23 protein-coding genes and 2 pseudogenes are annotated in these 20,086 nt (G+C 59.8%); 4 read left to right on the top strand and 21 right to left on the bottom strand.

Translation table 11 applies throughout. The features are described from left to right. The first annotated feature begins 59 nt into the window (after positions 1–59). Positions 60–413 carry a hypothetical protein gene (locus AB4O35_RS20970; RefSeq protein WP_065873021.1) on the top strand — a complete coding sequence of 118 codons (354 nt, stop codon included), beginning with the start codon at positions 60–62 and terminating at the stop codon, positions 411–413. A gap of 144 nt (positions 414–557) precedes the next feature. On the opposite strand, the gene AB4O35_RS20965 is transcribed toward AB4O35_RS20970, so the two are convergent. The 8 genes from AB4O35_RS20965 to AB4O35_RS20930 form a co-directional block, all read right to left on the bottom strand. After that, positions 558–1,262, bottom strand: coding sequence for a YoaK family protein (locus AB4O35_RS20965; protein WP_065873022.1), 705 nt, complete (start codon positions 1,260–1,262; stop codon positions 558–560). Positions 1,263–1,331: 69 nt separating this feature from the next. Then, on the bottom strand, positions 1,332–2,954 hold the full coding sequence (locus tag AB4O35_RS20960) for an ABC-F family ATP-binding cassette domain-containing protein (RefSeq protein ID WP_065945283.1): 1,623 nt from the start codon (positions 2,952–2,954) through the stop codon (positions 1,332–1,334). Between the two features lie 124 nt (positions 2,955–3,078). After that, positions 3,079–4,116 carry a DNA topoisomerase IB gene (locus AB4O35_RS20955; protein WP_065880553.1) on the bottom strand — a complete coding sequence of 346 codons (1,038 nt, stop codon included), beginning with the start codon at positions 4,114–4,116 and terminating at the stop codon, positions 3,079–3,081. 78 nt (positions 4,117–4,194) lie between these two features. Then, positions 4,195–5,274 (bottom strand): molybdenum ABC transporter ATP-binding protein, encoded by a 1,080-nt coding sequence (gene modC / locus AB4O35_RS20950; RefSeq protein ID WP_065880552.1) that lies wholly within the window; start codon positions 5,272–5,274, stop codon positions 4,195–4,197. Between the two features lie 5 nt (positions 5,275–5,279). Beyond that, complete coding sequence (gene modB / locus AB4O35_RS20945) at positions 5,280–5,960, bottom strand: molybdate ABC transporter permease subunit (protein ID WP_065873026.1); 681 nt, start codon at positions 5,958–5,960, stop codon at positions 5,280–5,282. Then, the gene (modA, locus tag AB4O35_RS20940; RefSeq protein ID WP_065909376.1) at positions 5,961–6,713 is read right to left on the bottom strand and encodes a molybdate ABC transporter substrate-binding protein; all 753 of its coding nucleotides are present in this window, start codon (positions 6,711–6,713) and stop codon (positions 5,961–5,963) included. A gap of 119 nt (positions 6,714–6,832) precedes the next feature. Further along, entirely contained in the window at positions 6,833–7,891 is a 1,059-nt protein-coding gene (locus tag AB4O35_RS20935) for an NAD(P)H-dependent flavin oxidoreductase (RefSeq protein ID WP_065880551.1), read from the bottom strand. 109 nt (positions 7,892–8,000) lie between these two features. Beyond that, positions 8,001–8,879 (bottom strand): alpha/beta fold hydrolase, encoded by an 879-nt coding sequence (locus tag AB4O35_RS20930; RefSeq protein WP_065873029.1) that lies wholly within the window; start codon positions 8,877–8,879, stop codon positions 8,001–8,003. A 171-nt stretch (positions 8,880–9,050) separates the two neighbouring features. On the opposite strand from AB4O35_RS20930, the gene AB4O35_RS20925 reads away from it, so the two are divergent. Next, positions 9,051–9,629 carry a CGNR zinc finger domain-containing protein gene (locus AB4O35_RS20925; RefSeq protein ID WP_065873030.1) on the top strand — a complete coding sequence of 193 codons (579 nt, stop codon included), beginning with the start codon at positions 9,051–9,053 and terminating at the stop codon, positions 9,627–9,629. Here the strand turns inward: AB4O35_RS20925 and ada are convergent. From ada to AB4O35_RS20905, 4 genes and pseudogenes are all read right to left on the bottom strand, one after another. Then, positions 9,626–10,672: a bifunctional DNA-binding transcriptional regulator/O6-methylguanine-DNA methyltransferase Ada gene (gene ada, locus AB4O35_RS20920; RefSeq protein WP_065873031.1), complete on the bottom strand. Its 1,047-nt coding sequence runs from the start codon at positions 10,670–10,672 to the stop codon at positions 9,626–9,628. The two genes, AB4O35_RS20925 and ada, sit on opposite strands and share 4 nt — an antisense overlap. Before the next feature lie 89 nt (positions 10,673–10,761). Next, positions 10,762–11,412 (bottom strand): annotated as a pseudogene (gene alkB / locus AB4O35_RS20915) (DNA oxidative demethylase AlkB); the annotation flags it as partial. 4 nt (positions 11,413–11,416) lie between these two features. Further along, positions 11,417–11,584 (bottom strand): hypothetical protein, encoded by a 168-nt coding sequence (locus tag AB4O35_RS20910; RefSeq protein WP_098467678.1) that lies wholly within the window; start codon positions 11,582–11,584, stop codon positions 11,417–11,419. A 25-nt stretch (positions 11,585–11,609) separates the two neighbouring features. Beyond that, on the bottom strand, positions 11,610–11,912 hold the full coding sequence (locus AB4O35_RS20905; RefSeq protein ID WP_027606593.1) for a DUF1883 domain-containing protein: 303 nt from the start codon (positions 11,910–11,912) through the stop codon (positions 11,610–11,612). A 212-nt stretch (positions 11,913–12,124) separates the two neighbouring features. On the opposite strand from AB4O35_RS20905, the gene AB4O35_RS20900 reads away from it, so the two are divergent. Continuing rightward, the gene (locus tag AB4O35_RS20900; protein WP_065873033.1) at positions 12,125–12,478 is read left to right on the top strand and encodes a hypothetical protein; all 354 of its coding nucleotides are present in this window, start codon (positions 12,125–12,127) and stop codon (positions 12,476–12,478) included. Positions 12,479–12,816: 338 nt separating this feature from the next. After that, the gene (locus tag AB4O35_RS20895) at positions 12,817–13,047 is read left to right on the top strand and encodes a hypothetical protein (RefSeq protein ID WP_065873034.1); all 231 of its coding nucleotides are present in this window, start codon (positions 12,817–12,819) and stop codon (positions 13,045–13,047) included. Positions 13,048–13,056: 9 nt separating this feature from the next. On the opposite strand, the gene AB4O35_RS20890 is transcribed toward AB4O35_RS20895, so the two are convergent. The 9 genes and pseudogenes from AB4O35_RS20890 to AB4O35_RS20850 form a co-directional block, all read right to left on the bottom strand. Next, a complete protein-coding gene (locus tag AB4O35_RS20890; RefSeq protein ID WP_065873035.1) occupies positions 13,057–13,338 on the bottom strand; it encodes a hypothetical protein in 282 nt (93 codons plus the stop codon). Positions 13,339–13,506: 168 nt separating this feature from the next. Continuing rightward, positions 13,507–14,478 (bottom strand): fimbrial protein, encoded by a 972-nt coding sequence (locus AB4O35_RS20885; protein WP_065909374.1) that lies wholly within the window; start codon positions 14,476–14,478, stop codon positions 13,507–13,509. A gap of 100 nt (positions 14,479–14,578) precedes the next feature. Beyond that, positions 14,579–15,127 carry a fimbrial protein gene (locus tag AB4O35_RS20880; RefSeq protein ID WP_065873037.1) on the bottom strand — a complete coding sequence of 183 codons (549 nt, stop codon included), beginning with the start codon at positions 15,125–15,127 and terminating at the stop codon, positions 14,579–14,581. A gap of 11 nt (positions 15,128–15,138) precedes the next feature. Further along, the gene (locus tag AB4O35_RS20875; RefSeq protein WP_065873038.1) at positions 15,139–15,618 is read right to left on the bottom strand and encodes a fimbrial protein; all 480 of its coding nucleotides are present in this window, start codon (positions 15,616–15,618) and stop codon (positions 15,139–15,141) included. 29 nt (positions 15,619–15,647) lie between these two features. Next, positions 15,648–16,142, bottom strand: a complete 495-nt coding sequence (locus AB4O35_RS20870) for a fimbrial protein (protein ID WP_065945284.1) — start codon at positions 16,140–16,142, stop codon at positions 15,648–15,650. Positions 16,143–16,152: 10 nt separating this feature from the next. After that, positions 16,153–16,724: pseudogene (locus AB4O35_RS20865) on the bottom strand (fimbrial protein). Between the two features lie 21 nt (positions 16,725–16,745). Then, positions 16,746–17,489, bottom strand: coding sequence for a fimbria/pilus periplasmic chaperone (locus tag AB4O35_RS20860; RefSeq protein WP_139113194.1), 744 nt, complete (start codon positions 17,487–17,489; stop codon positions 16,746–16,748). Beyond that, positions 17,486–19,768, bottom strand: coding sequence for a fimbria/pilus outer membrane usher protein (locus AB4O35_RS20855; protein WP_460149654.1), 2,283 nt, complete (start codon positions 19,766–19,768; stop codon positions 17,486–17,488). Before AB4O35_RS20855 ends, AB4O35_RS20860 begins: the two co-directional genes overlap by 4 nt. Next, positions 19,765–20,079, bottom strand: coding sequence for a FimD/PapC N-terminal domain-containing protein (locus AB4O35_RS20850; RefSeq protein ID WP_460149260.1), 315 nt, complete (start codon positions 20,077–20,079; stop codon positions 19,765–19,767). Before AB4O35_RS20850 ends, AB4O35_RS20855 begins: the two co-directional genes overlap by 4 nt. Between the last annotated feature and the right edge of the window lie 7 nt (positions 20,080–20,086).

Raw genomic sequence — 20,086 nt, 5'->3', positions numbered from 1 at the left:
AGTCCTCGGGTGTAGCAGGCTAATGGTAGAGTCGCGTTTTTTTCCAACGGAGCAATGGCATGCACAAGGTGGTAATTGGCGCACTGGTACTGGCGGCCCTGGCCGGTTGTGCAGGTTCGAAGATGAAAGAGGCGCGCGCCGGCACGCCCTACAAAACCCTGGCTTCAGACAAGGCCACACTGGTGGTTGCTGAATGCGTGCAGTTCGGCTGGCAGGATGAAAGCGTGTTCGGCGTTGACGCCGGCGGCTTCAAGGAACCCATCGGCGCCGGCGGTTTTACCGTGTACACGACTGCAGGCGACTACTTTGTCGATGTGCAAAGCGCGGGTGCCGGTTCCACCATCAAGTACTACGCAGCAGAAGACAATATGCCAGCCAAGCGGCGCTTGGCCGCACTCGCGACTTGCCTGTAATCCATTGCTTTAGTCGTTTTAGGAAATGCCTGGCACGACAGTTGCGCGGCATTTGGATTATGATTCACCCGCTCGCCCGACATGATGGCTCTTTACCAGTACACGGACGTCGAGGCTTAAACGTCGGGCGAGCACCTTTTTTCCTCAGCGCGGCATGTAGCCAAGGTGCCAGCGCCGGGGAATCTTCAGCGACACCAGCCCCAGCACGCCTGCGAAGACGCCGCTGACCAGCAGCGCCCTCAAGCCCATCTGCTGCTCGAGCACCGCGCCAATCACCGCCCCCACGAACATCCCGGCCCATGGGATCAGTTGCACGCGCCAGCCGCTGCGACGCTCCCCAAGCAGCCAGCGCCCCAGCCCGCGTCCAAACCGTGAAAGTGCGCCGGTGACGTAAGTCAGGCCTACGGGCAATCCGTTGACCTCTTCCACAGCGGCATTCAGCATGCCCATCGCGACGATCGCCGCCAGCAGAGCGGGCAATGTATCGGCGAAGGGCAGCACGGCAGCGCCGCACAACAAGCCGGCAATACACAACAGCAATGGCAGTGCATGGCGGCGGCTCAGCCGGCTGACCACGACGCCCAAGGCGTTACCGACAACAAAGGTCGCGACCAGCAACAGCAGCCGCCCGGTCAGGCCAAGATCCCCGGCGCTGATTGCTACCGCCAGGCGAGTCGTGTTGCCGCTCATGAACGACACAAAATCACCGCTGGCCATGAAGCCGATGGCGTCAGTCATTCCCGCCAGCACCGACAGGCTGGCCACCAGCATCAGCCCGACCCGGCCACGCCAGCGCTGTCGATGGGCCAGTGCAGCATTGGCGTTGGGTTTGCGCGGCGAAGGCAACATAGGACCGGGTTCCTCGGTGAGATTATCCGGCCACTACCGTAGGGCGCTTTTAGGGCGCACGCAATGACCTCAGACACACTCTAGGTACCAGCCCGTACGCTGCCAGGTGAAAAAGTGGGTCGGCCTGATCGCTTGCACGAAATCCACGTCATGGGACACCACCATCATCGCCCCTGTAAAACCTTGCAGCGCCTGTTCAAAGGCCATCACCGATTCCAAGTCCAAGTGGTTGGTCGGCTCGTCCAGCAACAACAGTTGCGCCGGCACTTCGCGCCACAAGGCAATCGCCATCGCGGCCTTCAAGCGTTCGCCGCCACTGAGTTGCCCGGCGGGTTGGGTCACGCGCAAGGCGTTCAGTTGCAGCAACGCCAGGCGCGTGCGCAATTCGGCTTCGGCCAGTGGCGTGTCGAGCAGGTTGAGTTGCTCGACGATGGAACGCTGGTCGTCCAGCAGCGCGAGATGCTGGTCGATATAGGCACTCGGCACCTGCACGCTGCAGGCGCCATTGACCGCTTGCCATTCACCTGCCAACACCTTGAGCAACGTGGATTTGCCGCACCCGTTCGGCCCACGTACAGCGATGCGTACCGGCCCGGCAAGGTGCAGGTTGAGGCAGGTCGAGGGCAGCCATGGCAATTGCGCGTCGACCAACGCCAGCACCTGTCGGCCATTGGGCACCGCTGACGCGGGCAATGCCAACAGCGTTGGCGTTTCATCCAGTACCTTTTCGTAGGCTTGGCGCACCTGGGCATCCAACGCCTGTTTGTGTTGCCCATGCGCGCTGCGCACGCTGCTGAGGATTTCCGTGGCGGCGCCTTTCCAGCGCGCTTTGGTGAAACGGTCAACATTGGCTGTTTCCGCCTGTTTGCGTGAGTGGGCGGCATTGCGTTGCAGGTTGTCATGGTCCTTTTGCAGGCGCCGCCGTTCGCGGCTACGCGCTAGGCGTGCGTGTTCCAGGGCAGCGACGGCAGCGTGTTGTTGGGCATCGCGCTGAAGGCGGTAAGCATCGTAGTTGCCGCCATACACGTGGACGCCGAGGGATGACAGCTCGATGATGCGCCCCATGGCGTTGAGCAATTGTCGATCATGGCTGACCACTACCAGGCCGCCACGCCAATCCGCGAGCACTCGCAGCAGCCAGGCACGGCCGTCGCTGTCGAGGTGGTTGGTGGGTTCGTCGAGCACCAGCAGGTGTGGCGCGGCCAACAGCGCTCCGATGACCGCGACGCGGGCCAACTGGCCGCCGCTGAGTTGGTCGACAGGGGTCTCAACATTAAGCTGCGAAAGACCCGCCGCATCCAAGGCGCTGCGCAAACGCTCGGCCAGGTTCCAGCGGTCGTCGATCAACGCCAGGTCGTCGTCCTGCGCGGCGCCTTGGGCCATGCGTTCGAGCGCTGCCAATGGCGCAGCCGTACCCGTGAGATGAGCGACTGTGTCGCCCGGCACCACCACGACGTTCTGCGCGACGTAAGCCACATGGGGCGGTCGATTCAGCGTGCCAGAGGAGGGCGACAGCTGCCCGGCGAGCAACTTCGCCAGGACACTTTTGCCGCAGCCGTTACGCCCCACAATGCCGGTGGGGGTGTGATCGATGGACAGGTTCAGGTCGTCCAGCAAGGTCTCGCCATTGGCGAACTGGAAACACAGGTGTTGCAGGGAAACGAGGGCGGGCAGCCGGTTGACGTCAGTCATCAGCACCTCCAAAAAAATGTCGGACAGGCCAACAAGCGCGCCAGGCGGCCTGTTGCAGGTACATTTTGGAAGGCTTAGTTGTTCACGTCGGCGCTCGTCCCGTGAGTCAGAAGGGAGGCAGAGCCTAACCCACCTTGGCCTTTTTCGGCAAATCCGCCGCCAGTTGCTCAAGGAACATTGCCAATGCCGCTTCTTCGGCCTTGAGCCCTTTGCGCAGGCGCGGCTTGGGCAGCTTGGAGAGTTCGCCGAGGCTGAAATGCTCCAGCACCGCAGGGTGGATGTAACACTTGCGGCATACCGCCGGGGTGTTGCCCAACTGCTTGGCGACGTCCTTGACCATTGCCACCACGTGCCGTTTGGCATCGGACTCGGGCTGCCACTCCAACTCCCGCAACACCGCCAGCGCCATGGCGGTGCCGGCCCAGGTGCGGTAATCCTTGGCGGTGAAGTCCGCACCGGTGAGGCTGTGCAAGTATTCATTCACGTCCTGTGAGCTCACGGTGTGCCGCTCGCCGCTTTCGTCCAGGTACTGGAACAAGTCCTGCCCCGGCAATTCCAGGCAGCGCTTGACCACCGTCGCCAATCGCCGATCTTTAACGCTGATCTGGTGTTCGACGCCGCTCTTGCCGCGAAACTGGAACTTGATCTCACTGCCTTTCACATCCACATGGCGGGTACGCAGCGTGGTCAGCCCGTAGGATTTATTGTCCCGCGCATATTGGGTATTGCCGACGCGGATCAGCGTAGCGTCCAGCAGCATCACCACGGTGGCCAATACTTTTTCGCGGGTGAAGCCAGGTTCGGCGATTTTCGCTTCCAGCTGTTTGCGCAATTTTGGCAGGGCGATGCCGAACTGCTGCAGCCGAGAGTACTTGTCGCTGTCACGCACCTCACGCCAGCGCGGGTGGTAGCGGTACTGCTTGCGCCCACGCGCGTCGCGGCCGGTGGCTTGCAGATGGCCGCGCGGGTCGGCGCAGATCCACACATCGGTGTAGGCCGGCGGTACGGCCAGGGCGTTCAGGCGCTTGATCTCGTCGGGATCGCGGATGCGCTCACCCTTAGGGTCGAAGTACTGGAACTTGCCCCGCAGCGTCTTGCGGCGGATGCCGGGCTGGGTGTCGTCAACATAATGCAGGTCGCGGGGTAGCGCAGAGTCGGACATGGTGCGGGTTCCTTGGCAACAAATCAGGCCGGTATGTCTGATTGACCGCAGCCGTTTGCGGTCGTGCCAAAAGGTTGCCTACGCCAACACAGCCACCGCCTTGATCTGCGCCCACAGTGTCTGGCCGGGGTGCAATTGCAACTGGTCGCGGGAGAACCGCGTGATACGTGCCAGCAACGGCGTGCCACCTGCGTTCAGGCGTACCAGCACGTGTGCGCTGTTGTCCGCCGGAACTTCCTGGGTCACCGTCACCGGCAGGCGATTGAGGATGCTGCTGTGTTCTTCTGCCTGCAGGCTGAGGCTCACATCACGTGCCTGGACTTTGATGCGCAACGCTTTGCCCACGGCCAACGGTGCATGGGCCACGCGCATGTGCAGGGCGCTGTCGGGCAGTTGCAGCGTGAGCAGCTGATAATGTTCGTCGTAGGCACTGACCGTGCCGTTGATCACCACGCCAGCGTCATCGCCCCGTGCCAGGGGCAGGTCGAGGCGCGCCAGGGTTTCGCCAATGGGGCCGCTGGCCAGGGCCTTTCCGTCGCTGAGCAAGACGATGTGATCGGCCAGGCGTGCGACCTCATCCTGAGCATGGCTGACATACAGCACCGGGATATCCAGTTCATCGTGCAGACGTTCGAGGTACGGCAGGATTTCACCTTTGCGCTGGCTGTCGAGGGCGGCCAGGGGTTCGTCCATCAACAGCAACTTCGGGCTGGTGAGCAAGGCGCGGGCGATACCGATGCGTTGGCGTTCACCGCCGGAAAGATGCTGGGGGTTACGGTCGAGCAGGTGGCCGATCGCCAATAACTGCGTGGCCTGGGCCATGTCCACACGGCGTTGCTGACGGGGGATGCGCTTGAGGCCAAATTCCAGGTTCGCCCGCACCGACAAATGCGCAAACAGGCTGGCCTCCTGAAACACGTAACCCACGGCACGCTTATGCGGTGGCACAAACACCCCGTTGCGGCTGTCTTGCCACACCTCATCATTGATCTGGATGAAACCGTCTTCGGCGCGCTCCAGCCCGGCGATACAACGCAGGCAGGTGGTCTTGCCGGAACCGGAATGCCCGTAGAGCGCGGTCACGCCGCGACCGGGCAGGTGAAGGTCAACCTCGAGGGCAAAGCCCGAATACGTGAGTTGCAGGCGCACATCAATCATTGGCATCAGCTCCAGCTCACCTTTGTTTTACGGCTGGAGTAGAGCGCCAGCAACACCAGGAACGCGAACACCACCATGGAGCCGGCCAGCCAATGGGCCTGGGCATATTCCATGGCTTCGACATGGTCGTAGATTTGTACGGAGACCACCCGGGTCTTGTCCGGGATATTGCCGCCGATCATCAGCACCACGCCGAATTCGCCGACGGTGTGCGCAAAACCCAGGATGGAGGCGGTGATAAACCCCGGCCGTGCCAAAGGCAAAATCACCGTAAAAAACGTATCCCAAGGATTGGCGCGCAGGGTCGCGGCCACTTCGAGCGGGCGCGTGCCAATGGCGGAGAAGGCGTTCTGCAAGGGCTGCACTACAAACGGCATGGAATAGATCACCGAACCGATGACCAGCCCGGCGAAGCTGAAGGTGAGGGTGCCCAGGCCCAGCCATTGAGTGAACTGGCCGAAGTAGCCATTGGGGCCCATGGCCAACAGCAGGTAAAAACCAATCACCGTGGGTGGCAACACCAACGGCAAGGCGACGATGGCACCGATGGGGCCGCGCCACCAGGAGCGGGTGCGCGACAGCCACAGGGCGATGGGAGTGCCGATGACCAGCAAGATCACCGTGGTCAGTGAGGCGAGCTGGAGGGTCAACCAGATAGCGGAAAAATCGGCACTCGATAGCGGCATTTAGAGCTCGTAACCGTAGGACTTGATGACGGCAGCGGCTTTAGGCCCCTTGAGGTATTCAACCAGTGCCTTGGCAGCGGCGCTGTCTTTGCCCTTGTTGAGGATGACCGCGTCCTGTTTGATCGGGTCGTGCAGGGAGGCTGGAACGATCCACGCCGAACCGCTGGTGACTTTGCCGTCTTTATAGATCTGCGACAAGGCCACAAAGCCCAGCTCGGCGTTGCCGGTGGACACAAACTGATAGGCCTGGGTGATGTTCTGACCCTCAACGAGCTTGTCCTTGACCTGCTCGGTCAGCCCTTGTTTGGCCAATACTTGGGTCGCGGCCAGGCCGTAAGGTGCCGTTTTCGGGTTGGCAATCGACAGATGTGTGAACTGGTTTTTCTTCAGCACTTCACCTTTGGCATCGACATAACCTTCTTTCGCCGACCACAGGGCCAGGGTGCCAACGGCGTAGGTGAAGCGTGACCCCTTGACGGTATCGCCTTCGGTTTCGAGTTTTTGCGGGGTGGCGTCGTCGGCGCTCAGGAACACTTCGAACGGCGCGCCATTCTTGATCTGGGTGTAGAACTGGCCGGTGGCGCCGTAGGCGGCGACCAGTTTGTGGCCGGTCTCTTTTTCGAAGTCGGCGGCAATCGCCTGGATCGGTGCGGTGAAATTGGCGGCCACGGCCACTTGGACTTCATCGGCCTGCGCCGAGCCAAAGGCCAGCGCCGCGACCAGAACGGCCAGGCGTGAGGCGTGAATCTTCATGAAGCAGCTCCTTTGAGGGTGTACGGCTTGTTATAGATAGAAGGCTTAACCGCTATGTACGAGAATATATAGCGGTTGGCCGGTGCCGGTACAGTGCAAAGTTGCCACGGATGACGGATCTACTTGAGCTTGGCCAGGGCCTGTTCTGCCAGTTCGCGCGTCAGCTCATACGTGGTCGTGTCTTTGCCCAGGCGCAGTGCCTGACCGGACCACAGGTTGCTGAAGCCCGCTTCATCCTTGGCCTTGAGCGGCATCAGCGCGCCGCCTGAGGTCGGGAACGCTGGAGCGGCCGGGTTGATCGCACCCAACTCACGCATCACGCGGTTGACGATGCCGCGTGCCGGGCGGCCGGTAAACAGGTTGGTCAGTGCCGTTTCGCTGGCCTGGGCATGACGCAGCGCATGGTGGTGCGAAGCCGTGACGTTGGCTTCAGGGGTAAACAGGTACGCCGTACCGATCTGCACCGCCGAGGCGCCAAGGGCAAACGCTGCGACAATCCCACGCGCATCGCCGATACCCCCGGCCGCGATCACCGGCACGCGGACGGCGTCGACGACTTGCGGCAACAAGGCGAACAGGCCGATCTGGGTGTTGAGGTCATCGCTGAGAAACAAGCCGCGATGCCCGCCTGCTTCAATGCCCATGGCGATGATTGCATCGCAGCCATGGTGTTCCAGCCAGAGGGCTTCCTCTACGGTGGTGGCCGAGGACAACACCTTGGCGCCGGTGGCTTTTACCCGATCCAGCAGGGACTTTTCCGGCAGGCCAAAGTGAAAACTGACGACCTCGGGGCGGAATGCTTCGACCACCTGGCAGGCGGCGTCATTGAAGGGGGCACGGTTGGACACCGGTGTTGGCGCATCAAAGTCGGCACCCAATTCGCGGTAGTAGGGTTCCAGCAATTCTTTCCAGCGTCGATCGCCTGCGGCGTCAGGTTGCGGGGGTTGATGGCAGAAGAAATTGACGTTGACCGGGCGCGTGCTGGCCTGGCGGATGGCGGTCAGCGCTTCGCGCAGTTGCTCGATACTCAGTGCGGCGGCCGGCAATGAACCCAGCGCGCCCGCATTATTGGCAGCGATCACCATGGCAGTGGTGGTGCCTACCGCCATTGGGGCCTGGATGATCGGCACTTCGATGCCCAACAGGTCGAGAAGGCGGGTGTCTGGCCAAGTGCTCATGGGGTGCGTCTCCAGCGTTAGTGAGGCTTCACGCTGTTTTAACAGGGCCCCTGGCACCCGGCCAGTCTGTTTTATTCACTGGACGAACGTGCCGTTTCGTGGTGCGCCATCAGTCAATGGCATGGCCCACGACGGCGTGAATTCGCTCGGCGATATGTGCCGCATGGGTTTCCAGGGCGAAGTGGCCAGTGTCGAGCAGTTCCACCACGGCGTTGGGGTTGTCGGTCTTGTAGGCGTGTGCGCCTGGCGGAATGAAGAAGGGATCGTTCTGGCCCCAGATCACCAGCGTTGGCACGTGCGTCGTCTTGAAAAAGGCCTGGAACGCCGGGTACAGCGTCAGGTTGTTACGGTAGTCGAGGAACAGGTCCAGCTGGATCTCGTCATTGCCGGGACGCTGCATGAGCAGGACATCCAGCATGTAGGATTCCGGCGCCACGCGCTCGGGGTGGTTTACACCGTGCAGGTACTGGTAGCGCGTGCCTTCCAGGCTGATCACCGCGCTGCGGATGACTTCGCGGTTGGCTTGGCTCGGTTCGGCCCAGTAGGTGCGGATCGGTGCCCAAGCATCGCCCAGGCCCTCCAAGTACGCATTCCCGTTTTGCGAAACCAGCGCGCTGACCCGTTCCGGGTGAGCCACCGCGAGGCGCAGACCAACCGGTGCGCCGTAATCGAAGACATACAGCGCGTAACGGCTCAGCGCCAGCGCATCGACAAAATGCTCAACCGTGACTGCCAGGTTATCGAAGCTGTAGTGATAATTGCGCTCGGCCGGTACCTCGGTGAAGCCGAAGCCCGGTAAATCTGGCGCGATGACCCGAAAACGCGTGGCGAGCAGGGGGATCAGGTCGCGGTACATGTGCGACGAGCTGGGGAAACCATGCAGCAGCAACATGACGGGGGCCGCCGGGTCACCGGCTTCTCGATAGAACATGCGTACGCCATCGACATCGATGTGGCGGTAGTGAACAACGGGGGCTGGAGTGGTCATGATGAGGCACCTATGTAACTTGATTGGATTGATATACGGGTTACTTTTTCAAAAGCTGCGCTCAAAAATGTAACCTGTCAAATTGTTTATATTGGTTAGCTAAGTGTTCTTTGTAACTACCCGGATGAATTAATAGCGGTTACGATAGAAGCGCGCCCAAGAGGATTGAACATGACCACCCACGCAGCCCTGGAACCCTATGTCCTTGCCGATCACCCGGTACTGGACATGCTCAACACCCGCGCCAACGTCGACGGCGAGCCCTTCGAGTTCTGGCAGGCTGACGCCGATGTTGCGCGCTGGTTGGTCCGCTTGGGCTGGGTCGAGGAGGGTGCGACGCCTGCGTTCGAGGACGGGGCGTTACTGGCAACGGCGAAGACGCTGCGGGAAGTGATCCGGGCCTTGCTGGAGGCACGCAAGGCGGGCGAGCAAGCTGATCCGGCGGCGCTCAATGGCTTTTTGCGCAAGGCCGTCAGCCATCCACAGCTGTCCTGGCCGGCACCGGGTGAATTGCAGTTGGTGCGTGAGCGCAAACTGCAAACGCCGGAACAGTTTCTTTCGCCGATCGCCGAAGCCGCCGCTACCTTGCTCGTGGATGCAGATTTCAACCTGATCCGCACCTGCGAACACCCTGAATGCGTGCTGTGGTTCTACGACCGTACCAAAGCGCATAAGCGTCGCTGGTGCAGCATGGCGCTGTGTGGCAACCGTCATAAAGTCGCCGAGTTCCGCAAGCGCAAGCAGGGTTAGATTTTGCTCTCACGCTCCAGCAGCTGCTGCTTGCGCTCCACGCCCCAGCGATAGCCCGAGAGGTCGCCATTGCTGCGCACTACGCGGTGGCAAGGGATTGCCACCGCGAGGCTGTTAGCGCCACAGGCCTGGGCCACTGCGCGGAACGACTTAGGCGCACCGATCCGCGCTGCAATCTGCGCGTAGCTGGCCGTGCTCCCCGGAGGGATATCGCGCAAGGCTTGCCATACGCGCTCCTGAAACGCGGTACCACGCAGATCCAGCGGCAAGTCCAGGCCAAGCGCGGGCGCTTCGATAAACCCCACGACCTGGGCGACCAGCTGTTCGAAGTGCGGGTCGGCGCCCACCAGCTCGGCTTTGGGAAATTGATCCTGCAGATCACGCGCCAACCGGTCCGGGTCATCTCCGAGCAAAATCGCGCACACACCACGGGCACTTTGCGCCACCAGGATTGCACCCAGCGAGCATTGCCCGATGGCAAACAGGATCGCAGTGTTAGTGCCGCCGGCTTTGTAGTCGCTGGGCTTCATGCCAAGCAATTGATCTGCGGATTCATAAAAGCGGCTGTTGGAGTTGAAGCCTGCGTCATACAGCGCATCGGTCACCGAGTGCGGGCCCCTGAGGCCATCGCGCACTTTGCGTGAACGATGGGCGCTGGCGTAGCCCTTGGGGGTCAGGCCGGTGACGGCTTTGAACACGCGGTGAAAATGGAAGGGGCTCAGCTTGGCTTGCGTGGCCAGCGTGTTCAGGCTGGGCGGGGTGTCGGCCTGTTCGATATGCCGGCAGGCGTCGGCCACCCGTTGTGCATGGTGTGCTGCCAGTTGCGTCTGGTCGCCGGCAGCGCGTTTGCTGGCGCGATAACCCGCCGCTTCGGCCTGTGCAGCCGTGTCGAAGAACTCGATATTTTCCGGGCGCGGCAAGCGCGAAGCGCTGCTCGGGCGACAGTACACGCCGGTGGTCTTCACACCATAGACGAACAGCGCATCGGCTTTGGGATCACGGGCCAGAATGGCGGCCCAGCGGGGGTCTTGTTCGGTGGTCATGGTCGGCACTCTTGACGGGTCCTGGCCAGATTAGTCGTGCCGTGAACACCTGGCACTCTGAAGCTTGCGGTCAAATCAGCCGGCAGTGCGAAGGTGAGATTGATGCGTTGCGCGCCCATGACCGGGTGCACGCCTTCCTTGATCGGCATCACCCCATGAAAACGCAAGCGGTCCACGCCGCCCCACACCACCACGTCGCCATGGAACAGCGAGACTTTCTGGGGCTTGTCACTGCGCTCGTGCCCGCCAAACAGAAAAATCGCCGGCAACCCAAAAGAGACCGACACCACCGGTTCGCTGTAGCGGCGCTCATCTTTGTCCTGGTGCAGGGCCATTTTCGCGCCGGGTACATAACGGTTGATCAGGCAGGCGTCGGGCGCAAAGTTGAGAAAGCCGGCTTCTGCCGCTGCCAACACGGCCAATTGGCGCAAGGCGTCCGGCATCTGCGGCCATGGCTGAAGGTTGCGCGGGTCCAATGGCGAGTAGCGATAGCCCGAGGCATCAGTGGTCCAGCCCAGATCGCCGCAACTGCTCAATGCAGCCGACATGGTAAAGCCACCAGGTGTCACCATGTGCCGAAACGGTGATTGAGCCAGCACCCGTCGCAGTTCCGGCAGAAGACGCTCAACCCAGGGCAGGGCGTAGCCTCTTAGCACGTAGGACTGTTCGCCAATTTGCTCGCGCCCTGCGGGTTGCTGCAAGGCGTCATCGGCGAACAGATCAGTCGTGAGGCCAGGCATTGACTTACAGTGCCTTGCTCACGTTGATGTCGGTGATTTCATCACTGGCATCGTGAATTTTCGCCAGGGCTTGCTTGGCTTCTTCTACGCTGTTGGTGTGCAGTTGAGCGAACTCAAAGCGGCGTTCGCCGTTGAGCTTGTATTTGATTACGTACTTGGTGGTAGCGGTCACGGCTATTTCCTATTGACTGTTCGGATCAGCTCAGTTTGGTGCTGGTGCGACGCACAATGCGAATCTTGTGGGACAGCGCGGGTTTGCGGGTCACGCTGATTGCGCGGCGCGTGACCACGTCCAGGGTGATGTTCCAGAACCCGGTGCTCGGTGCGGTGATTTTGGCAGGGAACGTGTCGAAGGCGCCGCCGTGGTAGGTGTGGCGACCGCCGTTCTTGAAGCTGCGAAAATTCGCGTCGCTCATCAGACGGATATTACAAGTCTGCGAGCATTCGATGACGACAATGTCTCCCTCGTTGAGGTGCTCGCGCTGGTGGATGAATTTCATGGGGGTGTCTCCAGAAGGGCTTTTTCTGAAAAATCAGAACGATACGTAGGTTAAGATGGAGTTTATCAGCCCCAGCACGTTTATTATCGGGTCGTCTTCAACGACATCGACAATTTAAAACAGTTATTTACCGAGTTATCAGGGATAAATCCTACTTGGGCGGGAGAAATTTACCATCCCCGCTGTCGTAGGCTCTTTATCGGAGGTTTTATATGAAGTGGAGTGTGTTGGTTCTGGCCCTGGCGATTGGTGGGTGTGCTTCGGTTGCAGATATCAAGCAGACGCCGCCGACCTTGGCGGTCATTTCCGGGAAAAAACCACAGGAATACGCCGCGTGCGTGGTACAGAAATTGTCGGCGACTCGCCGGCCGCCGCAGATTGAACCGCGTAAGGAAGGGGGTATGCAGGTGATTGTGCCGCAGAAGTTTTCCGCCGACCCTTCGGCAATTTTCGAAATTGATGAACGTTCCAGTGGTAGCAGCATCAAGCTCTACGAGAGCATGTCCAATGTGCCGATCCGTCCGGGTGACGTGAAAAAAGCTGGCGAAGAGTGCATCTCCGGCTGATATAGCCCGTTTCACCCTGTTACTTCTAATCCGATAAAAAGCCTGGTCCCACCATCGTGGTGCCAGGCTTTTTGTTGGGCCCGATTTGGGAATTGTCGCGACGGGATAATCCCCCTTAGCCTTTTTAGGTTTATGCCATAAGCGCCTAAGCTTATAACTATAAAAATGGAGTCGTGATGATGTCGCTGAATCGGGTACTGATGGGGCCAATCTCAACGGCCAAACCGTAGAAGGCGTGCTGAACGGGCAAGGCATCCGTTAAACTGTTGTCCGATCAATGCAAAAATGTCGCGCAAACCCTCGGTTTGTGCGGCATTTGTCTATTCGGGAAGTCATTCATGAAGCGTGAACACGTCAGCGCTCGCCAGGCCGAAGGCCAGATATCGGCGACTCACATTATCCAGAATCCGGCCGACCTGGGGGAGTGGATCGTATTCTTCAAGAAAAGCGGCGGCCGCAGTTTTTTCCTGGTGGATGATCAGGATGAAATCGAGTCGTTCGCGCGCCTGGATGACCTGGTAGAGACCATCCGCAGCCTGGGCATCAAGTTCGCCGATATTCAGTTGTAGGCGAAACGCTTACTTGCAGACCACCACCACACTGCGACTTTTGAAGTTGCCCACATCCTGCCCCAGGGTCTTGTCACTTTCCTTGAGCGAAGGCGTGCCCTCGGTGCCGACGATACGGTAGCCGGTGCCCGCACACGAGGCATCCGCCTTTTCGTAGCAACTGGCCCAGGAGTTGGCCTCGCCCGAACAGTCAATGGTCAGGCCTTGTTCGCCGTTTTTCAGGTAGACGTCAGAAGTGGTGGTGCAGCCGGCGAGCGCCAGTACCGCAGTCAGTGCCAGAATCTTGTTCATGAGTTGGGTCGTCGTCGAGGGTGTAGGAGGAGGGCGCTGACACTGTCGTGGGGCGTTGGTGCAGGATTATAGCGAACTGCCACCTGGTGCGCAGTCAAAGAATGTACTCCGCGACTGCGCACCCTTGGGTTGGGCATAAATGCCTTGGACTTCAGTGTCTGGCGCAGGTCATGGCACCCCCATCACGAGTACGCCGCTCCCGCTTATGGTTCCAGCGGCAGGCAACGAACCCGCTCGCCGTACCAAAGCAAACGTCACATCGTCGCCGCCGACACTGTTGGTGATCTGGGTCAGGAACTTACCGTTCACTTGCACGGCGGATCCCGCTCGCACAAGCGCCGTACCGACGTTCGGGTTGGTCATTACCAGCAGGCGTGTGTCAAACGACGACGGGTTGCCTTTGTACGTGATGGTGATCGGTGTGGTGATGCCGGCGTTCGGGCAGGAGTAGGTGAGCCTGCGGTTGCTGCGGATGGGCGTTGTGAGCGGGTCGGTGCCAATTGCCCGCTGGTTTACGGTGCCGAAGTCTATATTGATCGGGTTGTTATTGTTGATCGTGCACGTTGACGGAGAGATGGAGAAATTGTTGGCCGCGGTATATGTCAGCGCAAGCGTTGAACTGCCGGAATTGTAGTTATTTGTCTGGTCGAGATTGAGCCGCCCCAGCACATCTCCGACTCGGATATCGATAGGGTTACTCGGATTGTTACGGACCAAAATGTAGGGGGTGACATTGACCGGTACGCCGACGGAGTTGTTCAGCATGGTCGTCGTCCGGATACCATTTGGAATGGGGGTGTTGTAGAAACTGCCGTTGATCCGCAGCCCCGTGCCTTGGTTAGTGAATTTGGGTCCAGGCACCCAGGCGGGCCCGACTCTTGCCGACGTTGCCCAGTAGTCGGTATACCAGGGCTGGCTACCGCCGTAGTGGGAAAATCGACATTCCAGCCTGACCCCTTCGAGCATTATTCGGGTTTTGTCCGCACCCAGTTGGACGGTCACGGGGACCTGCAAGTTGAGTGTCCCGCCGGAGCCGACGAATATCCAAGGCCCACCATTCACGCGGCAATCGGTTGCATTCGCGGTTGAGGTCACGCCAATCAAGACGAGAAGCACCATGGCTGCATAAAGTCGTTTCATCTTTCTCTCTCGTTGCGCATCTCTCCAGGCAGTGCCCGGTGAACATTCAGTTCGGGGTGGCACTGGCGTCGGTTAGAGATGTGAGGTTTGTCCAGGGCTGTTATGGATAGTCCAGCGTAAAGGTCGAGGTCACCGTGTAGGCGCCAGGCCCGATCGTCTGATCCCTGATCGCATTTGGCTCGCCTTTTACATAAGCCTTGAGTTCAATCACATTGCTGCCATTGCTCAGTACCTGTTCATCACTGGGGGTATTGAGGGGCAAAGGCTTGTCGTCCGGCGTCTCTATGCCAACGCCGATACCGGCAGCAATACTTCCGCCATCCAGGGCGAACAACCCAGGCAGCGCCATGTTTTCTCTACCGCCCAGGGTGATGGTCACTGTCTTGCCAATTGCGGTGTCGCACGCCTCCAGGTGCAATCTGAACCCCTTACCCTGCGTGCGGGTGTTGATGTAGAGGTGCTTACTGGTCACGTCCCAAAGTTCGAGCGCGATGGCCTCGTCGCCAGGGCGGATCGTGCAGGCCTGTTCAACCAGATTGCCCTTGAACCTCAGGTTATCCACGGCATGCCCCGTGGGAATGAGGCCGAAGCAAAGCAGGAGTGCCAACCCAGCGTGGGGCCGGCGCTCATGAACCCTTTGATATGGCATACGCCCGACTCCTATTGGTATTCGGCCAGCAATGTGGCCACTGCCGTAAACCGTGCGGGGGCAAGGACTGCGCCCGGCCGTTGCACAGGGACCACTTCCAGTACCGGCGGCGACGAGAGGGTGATATCCAGTGGCGTGTTGAGTTGAAACGGCACATTGTTCTGGAACAAGCGGATACCCAGTTCAGGCACACTGCTCTGCACCGCCGATGCGTCAAACGTCGTTGCTGTACCGTTAACGCTCAACTTCAGGAGCCAGGGCATCGTGGTCGCACCGCAACTGATGGTGTAGCCAACGCCTTTGCGGTATCTCACACCATCGATCAGCTTGGTGCCGATATCCCCGAAATCGACTTCAATCGTGCTGCCCGCGTCAATCGTGCAGGGGGGCGGCTCGTTGAGCGTTCCGCTGAACGTCAAGTTCGCCGACGCAGCACTGCAAAGGCTGATGCAACACAAGGCGAGCAACGCGTGGCGTGGCCTGAATGTCATTGATCGTTTCTCTTTATTGATAAGCGGCTTCATTGGTAATCGATCACCAGGGTGGCGGCTGCATCAAATGCCCCCCCGGTCAGTTGGCTGCCCGCGCGTTTGACAGGTACCGCCTGCACAGCCGGAAAATTCGGGTAGGTAAAATTCACCACAGTATTCAATGGCCAGTCACTGCCATTGACGAGCAGCTTGACGCCGAGGTCAGTTTTGCGGGTTACCAGCACACGGCTGTCAAACGCAGCACCCGTGCCCCTGAGCTGAAGGGTCAGCGCATTGCTGAAGGGGGAGTCGCAGGTGACGGTATAAGGCACATTTTTACGATAGTTAACGCCGTCAATCCGGGACGTCAGCAGGTCATTGCCAAAAGGCACATCCAGCGTGTTGCCCCCATTAATCACACAGGGTGGCGGCGCGATGATCACCGCGCGGATGGTCAGGTTGGTGTTGGCCTGCACACTGAGGCCGACGGCCCAAAGCAGGCCGCCCATGATAAGAATGGCCCGCGAGCCGGTTGTCCTAGCCATCGTTATGCCCTTACTCATAATTGAGCCTGAAATCCACCACGGCCCGAAAGGCGCCACTGCTCAGCGAGGCGGAGGTGCGCGTCGGCCTGACAGTCCAGACCTGGGTGTTACTGCCCAAGGGCAGGAACAAGGGTTCCCCCTGAAACCCAGTTGCACATCTCGTCCCAGTGCATCGCTCAAGTGCAGGCCCATGCCGGAAACCCCTTGAACCTTGACCAGGCGTGGATCATCGGCATCAGCCGGCGCCAGAAACGCCACCGACAACACCGGTTGGAAAGCACTCCAGGCCAGGTTTCCCGTACGTTCGCTGCGGACGCTGCCGGCCGTGCGATGGCAATCGGTAAACCGCACCTCGAAGGCCACCGGCTTTGCCTGGTCTCCTGGCCGTTGCAGTTGACTGGCTGACACTGCACCCAGGTCGATCGTTTGATGAAGCGATGTCATTTCCAGGTTGCAGGGCGTTTCATGCATCGTCCCGGAAATATTCAACATTCCATTCATCCCTTCGACGTCTGCCGCCTGGGCGCTTTGCAACAAGGCCAGTAGCAGGCCGCCCAAGACCTTCATTTGCTGCGACTTCATGACGTTCTCCGGCAGCGGGCGCTACTCATTAGGCGCGTTGACTTTGCACGTGTTGCCACTGCAGGTGAAGGCGAGCAGCGGACGTCCACCGTAGTCGTTGACGTAGGACAAATAAGGCGTGGTGCCGAGCGCGGCGGCGGTGGGGCCCAAGGTCAGTGCGCCTTTGGGTGGCACCATCTGTGGCTCGAAGCCCGCCACGGTTTTGCCGTCCTTGGTGCTGCGCGCATCCACCAGGGTCACGTAGTACGGCGTGGGGTTATTCACCGTGTATCGCTCGCCTTCGAGGGTCAGGGTGAGCTTTTCCTGCCAGGGGTTGGACAAGTCTTGTTGGCTTGGGGTAATGGCTTGGGGCCGGTAGAACAACTTGATGCGGGTCTGCAGCGCAATTTGCAGGGTATTGGCCTTGTCGGTGCGTGGCGGAATTTCCCTCAAATTGAAGTAGAAAACCGTTTCGCGATCCTGTGGCAGCGAATTTGCAGCGGGCAACGCCTGTACCTTGACCTGGCTTTGCTTGCCCGGCTCAAGACGTTGAACCGGCGGCAACACGATCAGGGGCGAGGTGATCTTTTTTCCCTCTTCATCTTCCAGCCAGCCCTGGGCCAGATACGGCAGTTGGGTATTGTTGTTGGTGATGTTGACGCTGGTGGCATTTTTTCCTCCATCAAAAATCACGCGGGTACGGTCCAGGCCGACAGCGGCGTTGGCACACGGGCTCAAGCCTACGGCCAGCAATGTGAGGGCGGGGAGTGAGAGACGAATGTTCATGAGGATGTGTTCTCCGTTTCGATGCTGTTGTCGGTCAGCGCTGCTGGATCGGGCGAGGTCTGTTCACTGGCGACCGTCCGGCAGCCCAGTTGCAGGGTGTCGGTCAAGCCATCGGCGGGTAAGGTGTCGGGGAGGGTGAGCACGCATTGTTCGGCGCCGCCCCAGCTCACGGTCATTTGCGCGCCGGCCTGGATACCGCTGAGGTAGACCGCGCCGCCATCATTCACAATGCCGGTGTCCTGCTGCCGCGCATTCTTCACCGTCGCGCCGAACGGCGGCGTGCTGCCATCCGCCAGACGCACAACCGCCATGGCTTTTTCGCCGGCAATCACGTCCAGGCTGCGGTATCCGATGGCGCCCTCGGTGAGGGTCAACTGGGCAACGGACTGCGTGGCTTCGACGTTCACCGGCAGGCTTTCCAGGTCGACACTGGCCGCTGTGCGCTGATAGCTGCTGATATCGGAAATAACGGCTTTGCCGAAGGCATTGCTGCGTGTTGGGGTGCCGTAGCCTCGCACCGGCACATCGGGTACGCCTGCGGTGTCGACCATCAGGCGGGTGCCGCCAGTGCTGTTGGTGCGATGCAGTGCCCCTCCGTGAGGCGTCAGCGTGCCACCACCCCGTGCGGAAACGCTGAGGCTGGCGTACCTGCCTTCTTGTTGGCTGGCTGCCAGATCGATATCTGCCTGATCTCCAACATGGCTCAGGTACCCACTGGCCGCTTTATCGCCGACGCTGAGCTGGTAGCTGTTACGTTCATCGAGGCGATCACTGTAGCGCGTGGATAACGCGTTCTTACCTGCGGTTCGACTGGCGTCCAGGGCCAGTGTGCCGGTGCGGCCCAGGGGCAGACTGACCGACAACGTCACGCCGTTATCCTTATAGTTGTAGTCAAGCGTACGGTATACATTCAGGGACGCACTCATATTCTTGATACTGCCCACATTGAAATAACGTGCTACTGATAAGTTCCAGCGCTGCGTCGCGGGCCGTGCCCAATAAGTTTGTTTGTTGTAGCTTGCATACACGGTGGCGCCCAAGTCACGGAACTGCTTATTAACGGTCGCCGTGTACAGTGCCTTGCTGTCGCCAATGGGTTTCCAACTACTGTCGCGCTCGTTACGCCCGGAAAGTTCGCCGTTCAATCCATAATGGCGAGCATCCAGGTACTCGCTCATGCTTAAGTAATTCCTTTCGGAAAAGCGATAACCTGCAAAAGTAATCTGGCTGTCGTACTGTTCAAAGTGCTTGGAGTATTGAAGGCGGTAGGATTTACCCGCCAATGTTTGATTCCATAGCGTGGCGTGGGACTGAGTGGCATCCAGCGAGACCGCACCGAACATCAACAAGTCACGCCCAACGCCCACAGACAATGCGTGGTAGTTGTTATCCGTTATTGCGCCGCCATACAGCGACCAGCCATTACTGACACCCCACGAGAACTCGCCGCTGCCAAAAAAATCGCCATCGGCGTTGTAATGAAGATTCGATGGGCGGCCAGCCGCCAGTTTGTAGCGCACCTGGCCAGGGCGGGTCAGGTAAGGAACACCGGCGGTATCCATCTGGAAGCTATGCACTGAGCCATCCTGTTCCTCCACCCGCACATCCAGCCTGCCACTGACGGCGTCATTGAGGTCCTGGATCCGAAAGGGGCCTGCCGCCACTAGCGTTTCATAGAGCACACGCCCTTGCTGGCTGATGATGACCCTGGCGTTGGTTTTAGCCACTCCGACAACTTCCGGTGCGTAACCACGCAGGTTGGGAGGTAACTGGCTTTCGTCCGAGTTGAGCGCGGCGCCGGTATACCGGAAGCTGTCAAACAGGTCCGAATACAGGTAGTCCTCGCCAACGATAAGGCGCGCCTTCAGTGCCGGGATGGCGCGATAAGCGTAATAACGACTCCACTCCAGCTTCGGCTGGTTGGATGCATTTTCGCGGTCTCTGTCGACGCGCCCCTGCCAATCCGCCCGCAGCCGCCAAGCGCCGGCGTTAGCCCCCAGCGTGCCGTTGCCGGAGAAATTGTTTCTCGCCTGCTCATGCTTTTGGTAGGTGGACTGGGCCGTTACGTTGTAGTCCATCAGCAGCCCGGGCACCCCATCATCCCAGCGCGAGGGGGGATCCCAATTGATGGTGCTGTATTCAAGGTAGGCTTGGGGGAGGTTGATGTTCAGCGTAGAGGTCGCCAGATCTCCGCTGACCTCCATGCCTGGCAAGCTTTGAATATCCAGGCATTCGCCGCCTCTCCACCACAAGCGCTCTGCGTCTCCAGACGCTTTCAGGCCCAGTTGCTCGACAATATCGGACGATAAGCAGGCCTGGCTGCCTTTGGGGTCGTTATCGGGGGGTAAAATGCCACCGACTGCTCAGCGATCGGCTGGCTGTTGAGCTGCACGACCATGGCGTAGGTGCCCGGCAGGATAAATCCGCTGCGCGCAAACTGGGACAAGTCAATATTGGTGCGATCACTGAGATCAAGCACGTCGGTATTAAACTCGATATCCCCGGCGCCCAATGCAGTCCCGGCGAGCGACATAACCCCGCCGAAGAAACCTGGACGCAACGCATGTTTGATTTTCGACGCATTCAACATGAAGGCA

The organism is Pseudomonas sp. H1_A03, assembly GCF_054685145.1.
This window is presented reverse-complemented; position numbering and strand designations above follow the sequence as displayed.

What these genes read in the sequence shown, in the direction of transcription:
- AB4O35_RS20930 (WP_065873029.1), bottom strand. Translation starts at nt 8,879, where the DNA reads ATGACCACTCCAGCCCCCGTTGTTCACTACCGCCACATCGATGTCGAT.
- AB4O35_RS20965 (WP_065873022.1), bottom strand. Translation starts at nt 1,262, where the DNA reads ATGTTGCCTTCGCCGCGCAAACCCAACGCCAATGCTGCACTGGCCCAT.
- AB4O35_RS20895 (WP_065873034.1), top strand. Translation starts at nt 12,817, where the DNA reads ATGAAGCGTGAACACGTCAGCGCTCGCCAGGCCGAAGGCCAGATATCG.
- AB4O35_RS20955 (WP_065880553.1), bottom strand. Translation starts at nt 4,116, where the DNA reads ATGTCCGACTCTGCGCTACCCCGCGACCTGCATTATGTTGACGACACC.
- AB4O35_RS20850 (WP_460149260.1), bottom strand. Translation starts at nt 20,079, where the DNA reads ATGTTGAATGCGTCGAAAATCAAACATGCGTTGCGTCCAGGTTTCTTC.
- AB4O35_RS20890 (WP_065873035.1), bottom strand. Translation starts at nt 13,338, where the DNA reads ATGAACAAGATTCTGGCACTGACTGCGGTACTGGCGCTCGCCGGCTGC.
- AB4O35_RS20935 (WP_065880551.1), bottom strand. Translation starts at nt 7,891, where the DNA reads ATGAGCACTTGGCCAGACACCCGCCTTCTCGACCTGTTGGGCATCGAA.
- modC (WP_065880552.1), bottom strand. Translation starts at nt 5,274, where the DNA reads ATGATTGATGTGCGCCTGCAACTCACGTATTCGGGCTTTGCCCTCGAG.
- AB4O35_RS20905 (WP_027606593.1), bottom strand. Translation starts at nt 11,912, where the DNA reads ATGAAATTCATCCACCAGCGCGAGCACCTCAACGAGGGAGACATTGTC.
- AB4O35_RS20870 (WP_065945284.1), bottom strand. Translation starts at nt 16,142, where the DNA reads ATGGCTAGGACAACCGGCTCGCGGGCCATTCTTATCATGGGCGGCCTG.
- AB4O35_RS20925 (WP_065873030.1), top strand. Translation starts at nt 9,051, where the DNA reads ATGACCACCCACGCAGCCCTGGAACCCTATGTCCTTGCCGATCACCCG.
- AB4O35_RS20970 (WP_065873021.1), top strand. Translation starts at nt 60, where the DNA reads ATGCACAAGGTGGTAATTGGCGCACTGGTACTGGCGGCCCTGGCCGGT.
- modA (WP_065909376.1), bottom strand. Translation starts at nt 6,713, where the DNA reads ATGAAGATTCACGCCTCACGCCTGGCCGTTCTGGTCGCGGCGCTGGCC.
- ada (WP_065873031.1), bottom strand. Translation starts at nt 10,672, where the DNA reads ATGACCACCGAACAAGACCCCCGCTGGGCCGCCATTCTGGCCCGTGAT.
- AB4O35_RS20860 (WP_139113194.1), bottom strand. Translation starts at nt 17,489, where the DNA reads ATGAACATTCGTCTCTCACTCCCCGCCCTCACATTGCTGGCCGTAGGC.
- AB4O35_RS20880 (WP_065873037.1), bottom strand. Translation starts at nt 15,127, where the DNA reads ATGCCATATCAAAGGGTTCATGAGCGCCGGCCCCACGCTGGGTTGGCA.
- AB4O35_RS20960 (WP_065945283.1), bottom strand. Translation starts at nt 2,954, where the DNA reads ATGACTGACGTCAACCGGCTGCCCGCCCTCGTTTCCCTGCAACACCTG.
- modB (WP_065873026.1), bottom strand. Translation starts at nt 5,960, where the DNA reads ATGCCGCTATCGAGTGCCGATTTTTCCGCTATCTGGTTGACCCTCCAG.
- AB4O35_RS20885 (WP_065909374.1), bottom strand. Translation starts at nt 14,478, where the DNA reads ATGAAACGACTTTATGCAGCCATGGTGCTTCTCGTCTTGATTGGCGTG.
- AB4O35_RS20875 (WP_065873038.1), bottom strand. Translation starts at nt 15,618, where the DNA reads ATGACATTCAGGCCACGCCACGCGTTGCTCGCCTTGTGTTGCATCAGC.
- AB4O35_RS20900 (WP_065873033.1), top strand. Translation starts at nt 12,125, where the DNA reads ATGAAGTGGAGTGTGTTGGTTCTGGCCCTGGCGATTGGTGGGTGTGCT.